The organism is Hydrocoleum sp. CS-953, assembly GCF_002260545.1.
GTDB lineage: Bacteria > Cyanobacteriota > Cyanobacteriia > Cyanobacteriales > Microcoleaceae > Trichodesmium.
In genome coordinates, this window is the sequence record NZ_LGSU01001273.1 from 1 (window position 1) to 9,069 (window position 9,069).

A 9,069-nucleotide genomic window follows, 5' to 3' on the forward strand; every position below is an offset into this window, starting at 1 on the left:
CCCCCATCACCCCATCACCTCATCACCTCATCACCCCATCACCTTCAAAACAACCCTCGATAACGAATAAACAACAAAATAACTGCCCACGAACCCAATGCTACTTTTATTGCTACCAAAATATTCAGTATCGGAATAATTCCCCCACTGACTAACCCTCCTAATTCTCCTTGGGGTAACTCTCCTCCCATCAGAGTTATCGCTGCTAATACAATAAATATTAAAACTGAAATTTTTTCCCAGGTAGAAGCATTCCATTCTTTATAGATTTTCTCCATCTGCTCCGACGATGAAGTAATAGCAATTAAACCAATGGCAGTTCCTCCTGCTACTCCAGCAGCAAAACCACCCCCTGGACTCAGATGCCCCCGAATTGCTAGCTCAATACTTACCAACGCCGAAATAGTTGCTCCCAAACGTGCTAAAACTCTTGAAGGGCGATCGCTAAATTGATAAACTTGTTCGGTTGGTTGTTCGTTTGCTAATAAAAAACGGACACCCAAAATAGCGATGGTAAATACTACCACTTCAAAAATTGTGTCATAGAGTCGATTTCTAAAAATGATACCAGAAACTACATTAGCTACTCCACTATCATCGACTATTGATTCAACAATAGAAATTGCATCCCCTTCTGCTATTGGGTTTGGCATAATTAGCACTTTGACAAACAATGCTATTCCCGCTAAAAAATAAACCCATTTCATTAATGTTTGTCCTCCTGGTTTGGTACAGTTATGTATGTCACATTTGTTTCTGATGCAGTTAATTCCGNAAACTACATTAGCTACTCCACTATCATCGACTATTGATTCAACAATAGAAATTGCATCCCCTTCTGCTATTGGGTTTGGCATAATTAGCACTTTGACAAACAATGCTATTCCCGCTAAAAAATAAACCCATTTCATTAATGTTTGTCCTCCTGGTTTGGTACAGTTATGTATGTCACATTTGTTTCTGATGCAGTTAATTCCGTTTGCATAATTTCAAACAGACGATGCACTCTGATAGTAGTCTGATAAATGGGTTTGCTATCTAGTTTTAATTCCTCTGGTTTGCTACAAATAGCGTGAACTTCCTTACCTAGCAAACCCCATTCTAACGCTTGTTGATTTGGATATTCGACTAACTCCAGACGCAAATGGTATTTATCAATAACTTTTCTGATCTTAGCGATGAGTTCGGTAAAATAATTCTCTGTTTCTGCTTCAACTTCTTTAAGTATTCCCAAACGCATTACTAAAGATGAACGAACTGCAATTACATAAAGGGTGACAGCTAACATTGTTCCGACTAAAGCTTCAGTTAAAGCTACGTCTGCTGCCCCTAAAACTGCATAAACTAATGCTGCTACTGCTCCTAAAATAGCTCGAATAACTAGAGCATTATAGGGATTAACTTGAAAAACTAGCATCAAAGCTGCTAAAGGTAACAGCGCGATGATGATATAAACATAAATATCAATCATTTTTGACTTTTAACTTTTAACTTTTGACTTCCGTAAAACGGTCTGACTTCTCGGTATCAGGACTAGAGCAATATGCCAAAACATACCCTAAAACTGTATTCCAAATTGCCAAAGTAATAATAGCTAGTAGCAACAACGGCCATTCTCTAGGTATTTTCAGCAGTAAACCGACAACAATACTCATCGAACCCAGGGTATCCGCTACTGAAAGAGTATGGAGTTTGAATAAAACCGATCTGTTGCCAATTAGAGGAAATGTTCCCCAAAACCAGAATATAATTCCGATAATTATTAAACCATAACTTAAAATGTCAATCATACTTCGTTTAACCTTTTAATTAAATGTGCTAATAACATTAATCCCGCATTACCTACACTCAGAATAATTACTGCAACTACTCCTATAGACCAATCATCGCGCAAAACCGAGATGACCAACATCATAATAGAAGTTTTAGTAGCAATACTAGCAAATGCCAGCATTTTTTGCCAGATATCATCATCCTGCCATGCTTCATAAATAGGGATCAGCAAAGCTAAAATCATAGCAATTAAAATATAAACATAGTTCATCTTTTTCTACTCCGTTTTCTGCTCCGTTGAATTAGGTGTACTTCATACCACCCACCTTGGTGATATTTCAAAACAATACTTTTGGGGGTAAAGGTAATTAAAAAGATATCTAAAAATATCAATCCTGGTGTTCGTTGTGGTTTCACATTTTCACAAACCAAAACTTCCTCATCATGGGGACTAAACATAATTTGTATTGCTTCTATATAAGCTTGGGGAATGGCGACAACAATTTCCCACAATACTCGTAACCAATCTTTTAATGCTCCCAGGGATGTTTTGCCATGTGGCAATAACCAAGCAACACTGATACCAATCATAATATTTGCCGGACTTAAGTCGGCAGNCATTTTCACAAACCAAAACTTCCTCATCATGGGGACTAAACATAATTTGTATTGCTTCTATATAAGCTTGGGGAATGGCGACAACAATTTCCCACAATACTCGTAACCAATCTTTTAATGCTCCCAGGGATGTTTTGCCATGTGGCAATAACCAAGCAACACTGATACCAATCATAATATTTGCCGGACTTAAGTCGGCAGTGAGTAAAAACCAAATTGCCAGTCGTAGTATTATGTTAAAAAGGGCAGTTGAGTCCATACCATTAAGTAATTATAATTAAAAAGTAATTAATTATATCATGTTCGATAGTTATAATAAAGTTTTCGTTTGTAGTTTTCCTATATTTTATAGCCTAAGCAAAGTCGGCGGTGAGTAAAAACCAAATTGCCAGTCGTAGTATAGCAATCCTATTTTATTTGTGTATAAAAATCTTACCGCTTTTAGGGAACAGCGGTGCGACCCCGCGTCGGCGTAAGACGCAAACGCCAGTTCCTTCAAGTCGCGAGACCTGCCCAACGGACTGGCTTGGGAATGCGTACCAAGAGAGGGAACACTTAACTGGGAATAGATGGGAGTTTCAAGTTTTTTATCTACTTTTTGATTACCCGCGACCTATGCGCGGATTGCTATATTATATTAAAAAAGGTAATTGCTTCCATGCTATCCAGAAGAGTAATATTAACATTAGGCTCATAAACCCAATTAGATGATCGAATTCTTCGATCGCTCTTGGTATTTTAATCGCCAGTTTCTTAAAAATATACAGATATGCTAGCCAACCGATGGCGATCGTTACCAGTGGTTTGATAATATTTTTGATACTGTAAGCTTCATAATAAACTGCATTTGCTACGATTAATCCACCTAGTAAAAATACCATCGCCCACCAAAAACCAAGGTTGACTTTAATTATCTTCTCATTTTTCTGGTGAGGGAGAAAAATAAATTTAGCAAAAGAAATTGCTGTTCCTACTGCTGCTATATTCATGGCAACAACCTGCCAAGGTAATAGATTTTTAGAAGTTAAAACTTTTGCTCCAAAACCAGAAAGTAGGGGAAAACCAGAAATGGAAAAACTGGCTATTGCTAAAGCTATCCAAATTCGGTTATCAATAGGATGGTACTGTAATTCTTTAAAATTACGACTAGGCAAAACTCCTGCAATTAAAAACAAAGCAGATTTAACTAAACCATGAGTCAAAGCATAGAAACCTCCTACTACTGGTGCAGCAAGTACAAAACCTAACTGAGAAATGGTGTGAAACGCCAACATCCGTTTAGTATCTTTTTCAAATACAGCAAAACCGACTCCTAAAAGTGCCGTACTCACACCAAAAAACCTCACAATAGGATCGACTTCCTCCAACATCAGCGCACAACGTACTAATGGGAAAACCCCTGCCTTAACTACTACTCCCGATAACATTGCCGATACTGGACTTTGTGACTCGGAGTGAGTTAGGGGCAACCATAACCCCGATACAAATATACCACCTTTTGCCAATAATCCCAAAAATATCAGGGCGATCGCTTCTGGAGGCGCACCCCGCAGACCCATAAAAGAGAAGGAATTATGTGCTTGATAAACCAACACCGCCCCCACGAGATAAAATAGCATTGCTGTATTACTGACAAACAAATAGCGCAACCCTACCCAAATCGACCTATCTGTACGAGGATAAGATATTAGAAGAAAAGAAGCAATACTAATTACCTCCAAAGCTACATACAAACTAATAAAATCTGCACAAATAAAAGTGGCATTAACACTACCATGTAGAATCACCGCTTGCATATAGAAAAAAGCTGTTTTCTCACTATTCCAACAGTAAAAAATTACTGCTGCTGTTACTAGAGCATTAGTGATGATAAAAAAGCCACTCAGTTGATCGATGGTTAGAGTTACACCAAAACTATCAAGTAACTTTACGTTTAAAAGAAAGGATGGATCGGCAAATATCGCCAAAGCATAGTTAGCAGAAAGCAATGCTACTCCTAGTGCCAGAAAACGAGAAAGTTTTGGTAGTAGATAGATAATAAATCCAACAAAAAATGGTAATGCCATCCAGGCGATCGTAATATTGGTCATAAAAGTCAAAAGTTAAAAGTCAAAATATAAAAGTAAGAAAAAAAGGAGGAATTTAAGCAAGGAAATTTTTTAAGAGTATACTGAGTAAGGTCTGTTTTTATGGGAAGTAGCAAATAATTTTCTATGACCATATTTCATATCATTTAAGTTTTTTCCTTCTTTTCAACCTTCTTTCTCCTTCCTTCTTTCTTCTTCCTTTTTCCTTAGTTGTACTTTATAGAACCCATTTGGTATCAATGCCTGGATATCTCGAAGATACGCAAGCTACATTAATAAAAACGGACTTTACCCCAACACCTCCCACATTTCCCATACTCTACTACTGATACCACTGGGAATAATATCATACTTGTACCATCCAAAAAACTAAAATTAGTATTATAGCCATCATTCCAATTAAATGCTCAAATTCCTCAATTGCACTTGGTAGCTTAATCACCAATTTCCGAACAATGAATAGATATGCTAACCAACCAATACCAATAGTTCTCAATGGTTTAACAATATTATTAATATTATAAGCTTGATAATAAACTGCATTTGCCACTATTAATCCACCTAATAAAAATACCATTGCCCACCAAAAACCTTGTTGAATTTTCTTTTCTGATTCACCTTTTTTGTGAGGTAAAAAGATAAATTTAGCAAAGACAATAGTTGTACCTACAGTAGCAATCTCCATAGCAATAACTTGCCAAGGTAATAGATTTTTAGTAGTTAATATCTTGGCTCCAAAACCAGATAATAGGGGAAAGCCAGAAATCGAAAAACTAGCGATCGCTAATGCTATCCAGAGTGAGTTATTCATGGGTTTATCTTGCAACTCCTGAAAGTTACGACTTGGTAAAACACCTGAGATTAAAAACAGTGCTGATTTCACAAACCCGTGAGTCAAAGCATAAAAACCTCCGACTTCTGGTGCTGCCATAATAAAACCCAATTGGGAAATAGTGCTAAATGCTAAGGTTCGCTTGGTGTCTTGTTGAAAAATCGCCAAAACTACTCCTAAAAGTGCCGTACTAACACCAAATATTCTGACAATAGGATCGATTTCTTCTAACATTAGGGCACAACGTACAAAAGGAAAAACTCCTGTTTTGACCACAACTCCCGACAGCATTGCCGACACAAAGCTCTGTGACTCGGAGTGAGTTAAGGGCAACCACAACCCTGAGATAAAGATACCCCCCTTGACTAATAACCCCAAAAATATTAGAGCGATCCCTTCTGGAGGAGCATTACTCAAACCCATAAAATCAAAGGAATTATTGGCTTTATATACTAATGATGCTCCCACCAGATAAAATAACATTGCCGTATTACTGACAAACATATAGCGTAACCCTACCCATATCGACTTATCTGTACGGGGATAAGTTATCAGTAGAAACGCAGCAATACTAATTACCTCTAGTGCTACATACAAACTAATAAAATCTGCACAAATAAAAGTAGCATTTACACTACCATGCAAAATCACCGCTTGCAAATAGAAAAAAGCTGTTTTATTAGTATTCCAACAGTAAAAAATTACTGCTGCTGTTACTAGAGCATTAGTAATAATAAAAAAGCCACTTAGTTGATCAATTCTTAGAGTTACACCGAAACTATCAAGTAACTTTATATCTAAAAGAAAGGATGGATCGGCAAATATGGCTAAGGCATAGTTCGCAGAAAGCAATACTACTCCCAATGCCAGAAAGCGGTCTAATTTCGGTAGTAGATAGATCAGGAACCCAACAAAAAATGGTAATGCCATCCAGGCAATTGTAATATTAGTCATTTTAGTTATCAGCTTTTTCAGTTATCACTTATCAGTTATCAGTTATCAGCTTTTTCAGTTATCAGTACCGACTGCTGAAGTCAAAAGCTTGATATACTGAATTTAACTAGCTATAAACTTTTAGCTATCAGCTTTTGGTGGAAGTTCAAAGGGGAAACAAGATGTTTTTCAAGCTATACTTTATAAACAGAGTCTTATTGCTGTTAACGTTTGCGTCGCATTCCGTTTGCGCTAGCGAGAGCTACCGTAGCAAGAGGCAGCATTCTGTAGGAAAGGAAAGTTCCTCCTACGGAGGCTAGCTGACTGCTAATAGCTGAAGGCTTACTTTATGATGGTGTATTATTGTCTTCTATTGCTTTAGTTTCCAGAGTCGGATTATCCTTTGCTAATTTCATTACACCTACTAACATTAATGCTTGAATTGAAAAGCCAATAACAATAGCAGTTAAAATAACTGCCTGGGGAACGGGATCTGAATAAGCAACATTTTCATTTGTGCCTACAATAGGTGTAAATACACCATCTCGTGATGCTACCAGCACATAGTAAGCAATAACCCCTGTACTCATATATCCATTGAGATAATTTTCATTACCAGATTTTTCTTAAATATGATGCCGAAAAATCCACATAATACAGTCGCAAATACACTAGCTTCTAACATATAATTTCAGTATTCNTTCCAGAGTCGGATTATCCTTTGCTAATTTCATTACACCTACTAACATTAATGCTTGAATTGAAAAGCCAATAACAATAGCAGTTAAAATAACTGCCTGGGGAACGGGATCTGAATAAGCAACATTTTCATTTGTGCCTACAATAGGTGTAAATACACCATCTCGTGATGCTACCAGCACATAGTAAGCAATAACCCCTGTACTCATAATATCCATTGAGATAATTTTCATTACCAGATTTTTCTTAAATATGATGCCGAAAAATCCACATAATACAGTCGCAAATACACTAGCTTCTAACATATAATTTCAGTATTCAGTATTCAATAATTAGTATAAATATTCAGATTTAGCAAGGCAATATGAGAATTATTTTGGCAATGTACCAAGAATTTATTTGAAGTGAAAAAGATTGACACAATTGACTAAAATTTAGCATTTTTTACGATTATTTTTTGATGTTCAAGTTATCTAAAGTTTATAGCAGTTGGCAATTTTCTTTAGTACATATTTATCAGGTTTTCACCGAACAGCTTAAACTAGGATATTAAGATTAAGCGGTACTAATTAGCTACCTGCCATATATCAATTAAACATTAAATTGGGTCAAAAGAGAAGAGACTAACCACAAATCTAATCAAAGCGCTCAAATCGCGAACATGGTTAGTCCAGCCTACTTAGCAATAAGTAAACGTTATTTTGGTCACCCTAAAGGGTTCGCCAGTTGCTCCACTTGGGGAGACCCCAAGACCGCACTGGCTCACAATACGTCGGGATGCGNGGCGAGGCCAACTTTACACTTTTTGTAGGAGGGACGCAAAAATGTCCAACTCAACTAATTATGTATTCGTGCTTGACGCGAGTAAAAAACCATTAACACCATGCCAACCAGGCATAGCTAGGTCATTGTTAAAAGCAGGTAAAGCCAAGGTTTTTAGACGCTATCCATTCACGATCATTTTAAATAAATTGGTAGCAGAAAAACATCAGGGTTTGCTCCTTAAAATTGACCCTGGTTCCAAACAAACAGGTCTTGCTTTAGTCTCCCAAGATGGAGAAGTTATTTTTGCGATGGTGCTAGTTCACCGAGGCCAGCAAATAAAAAACGCTCTGGAAAGACGGCGAAATATTCGGCAAGGTCGTCGTCATCGAAAAACTCGTTATCGCCAGCCACGTTTTCTGAACAGAAACCATAAAAAAGGATGGCTGCCACCAAGTTTGATGCACCGGGTTTTAACTGTGGAAACTTGGGTTAACCGACTAATAAAATTAGCTCCAATTGATTCGATTGCCATGGAGTTAGTTCGCTTTGATACTCAGAAAATGATTAATCCAGAAGTTAGTGGAGTTGAGTATCAACTTGGAGTATTAGCAGGATACGAAGTCAGAGAATACTTGCTTGATAAGTTTAATCGAACCTGTGCTTATTGCGATGCTAAAAATGTCCCTTTGGAAGTTGAGCATATTCAGCCAAAGTCTAAAGGTGGCAGTAACCGCATTAGTAATTTGACTTTGGCTTGTCGTCCATGCAATGAAGCCAAGGGAAACCAAGATATTCAAGATTTTCTCTTGGGTAAACCTAATTTGGCTCGACGAATTTTATCCCAAGCTAAAGCACCACTTAAAGATGCTGCTGCTATAAATGCTACCCGATGGAAATTATTTGAAACTTTAAAAGCAAAAGGTTTGCCCATTACGACTGGAAGTGGCGCACGAACTAAATATAATCGTTGTCGATTAGATTTACCAAAAGAACATTGGATAGATGCAGCTTGTGTTGGTGAGGTGGAACAATTAACAATTCTGACTACTCAACCATTAGTGGTAACAGCAATGGGACATGGTTGCAGAAAGATGGTACAAATGGACAAATATGGTTTTCCCCGCAAGGGTTATCAGGCTAAAAAACCTGTAGGTGGTTGGAAAACAGGAGACATTATCAATTTCGTCAAAGGGAAAAATATTGGATTAAAAGGAGTCAGGATTAAAACTGTCAGAAGTAAAGGTAATTTTGATATCCGACATGGGGATAAAATCTTGTCTGTATCTCGAAATCATATCCAACCCATTCACAGACGAGATGGATACAATTACTCGTTTTGAGTAGATTTTTTCTAAGAGGTTG

8 protein-coding genes and 3 pseudogenes are annotated in these 9,069 nt (G+C 37.3%); 1 reads left to right on the forward strand and 10 read right to left on the reverse strand.

Annotated elements, in window-relative coordinates; translation table 11 throughout:
• Positions 1 to 44 precede the first annotated feature (44 nt).
• From AFK68_RS22415 to AFK68_RS22460, 10 genes and pseudogenes are all read right to left on the reverse strand, one after another.
• Positions 45 to 707, reverse strand: a complete 663-nt coding sequence (locus tag AFK68_RS22415; protein WP_094675239.1) for a Na(+)/H(+) antiporter subunit B — start codon at positions 705 to 707, stop codon at positions 45 to 47.
• A 203-nt stretch (positions 708 to 910) separates the two neighbouring features.
• Positions 911 to 1,471, reverse strand: coding sequence for a DUF4040 domain-containing protein (locus AFK68_RS22420; RefSeq protein WP_094675223.1), 561 nt, complete (start codon positions 1,469 to 1,471; stop codon positions 911 to 913).
• Positions 1,472 to 1,487: 16 nt separating this feature from the next.
• Entirely contained in the window at positions 1,488 to 1,790 is a 303-nt protein-coding gene (locus AFK68_RS22425; protein ID WP_094675225.1) for a monovalent cation/H(+) antiporter subunit G, read from the reverse strand.
• A complete protein-coding gene (locus AFK68_RS22430) occupies positions 1,787 to 2,044 on the reverse strand; it encodes a hypothetical protein (protein WP_094675227.1) in 258 nt (85 codons plus the stop codon). Before AFK68_RS22430 ends, AFK68_RS22425 begins: the two co-directional genes overlap by 4 nt.
• Positions 2,041 to 2,390, reverse strand: a 350-nt coding sequence (locus AFK68_RS42290) for a cation:proton antiporter (RefSeq protein WP_246844345.1), incomplete at its 5' end; no start/stop codon positions are given. The genes AFK68_RS22430 and AFK68_RS42290, both read right to left, overlap by 4 nt.
• A gap of 158 nt (positions 2,391 to 2,548) precedes the next feature.
• Positions 2,549 to 2,650 (reverse strand): annotated as a pseudogene (locus AFK68_RS46105) (cation:proton antiporter); the annotation flags it as partial.
• A 373-nt stretch (positions 2,651 to 3,023) separates the two neighbouring features.
• Positions 3,024 to 4,481, reverse strand: a complete 1,458-nt coding sequence (locus AFK68_RS22445; protein WP_094675231.1) for a cation:proton antiporter — start codon at positions 4,479 to 4,481, stop codon at positions 3,024 to 3,026.
• A gap of 343 nt (positions 4,482 to 4,824) precedes the next feature.
• Entirely contained in the window at positions 4,825 to 6,264 is a 1,440-nt protein-coding gene (locus AFK68_RS22450; protein ID WP_094675233.1) for a cation:proton antiporter, read from the reverse strand.
• Positions 6,265 to 6,590: 326 nt separating this feature from the next.
• Positions 6,591 to 6,928 (reverse strand): annotated as a pseudogene (locus AFK68_RS22455) (cation:proton antiporter subunit C).
• Positions 6,929 to 6,944: 16 nt separating this feature from the next.
• A pseudogene (locus tag AFK68_RS22460) lies at positions 6,945 to 7,247 on the reverse strand (cation:proton antiporter subunit C); the annotation flags it as partial.
• 519 nt (positions 7,248 to 7,766) lie between these two features.
• On the opposite strand from AFK68_RS22460, the gene iscB reads away from it, so the two are divergent.
• A complete protein-coding gene (iscB, locus tag AFK68_RS22465; RefSeq protein ID WP_094675237.1) occupies positions 7,767 to 9,047 on the forward strand; it encodes an RNA-guided endonuclease IscB in 1,281 nt (426 codons plus the stop codon).
• Positions 9,048 to 9,069 lie beyond the last annotated feature (22 nt).

What these genes read in the sequence shown, in the direction of transcription:
- AFK68_RS22415 (WP_094675239.1), bottom strand. Translation starts at nt 707, where the DNA reads ATGAAATGGGTTTATTTTTTAGCGGGAATAGCATTGTTTGTCAAAGTG.
- AFK68_RS22420 (WP_094675223.1), bottom strand. Translation starts at nt 1,471, where the DNA reads ATGATTGATATTTATGTTTATATCATCATCGCGCTGTTACCTTTAGCA.
- AFK68_RS22425 (WP_094675225.1), bottom strand. Translation starts at nt 1,790, where the DNA reads ATGATTGACATTTTAAGTTATGGTTTAATAATTATCGGAATTATATTC.
- AFK68_RS22430 (WP_094675227.1), bottom strand. Translation starts at nt 2,044, where the DNA reads ATGAACTATGTTTATATTTTAATTGCTATGATTTTAGCTTTGCTGATC.
- AFK68_RS22445 (WP_094675231.1), bottom strand. Translation starts at nt 4,481, where the DNA reads ATGACCAATATTACGATCGCCTGGATGGCATTACCATTTTTTGTTGGA.
- AFK68_RS22450 (WP_094675233.1), bottom strand. Translation starts at nt 6,264, where the DNA reads ATGACTAATATTACAATTGCCTGGATGGCATTACCATTTTTTGTTGGG.
- iscB (WP_094675237.1), top strand. Translation starts at nt 7,767, where the DNA reads ATGTCCAACTCAACTAATTATGTATTCGTGCTTGACGCGAGTAAAAAA.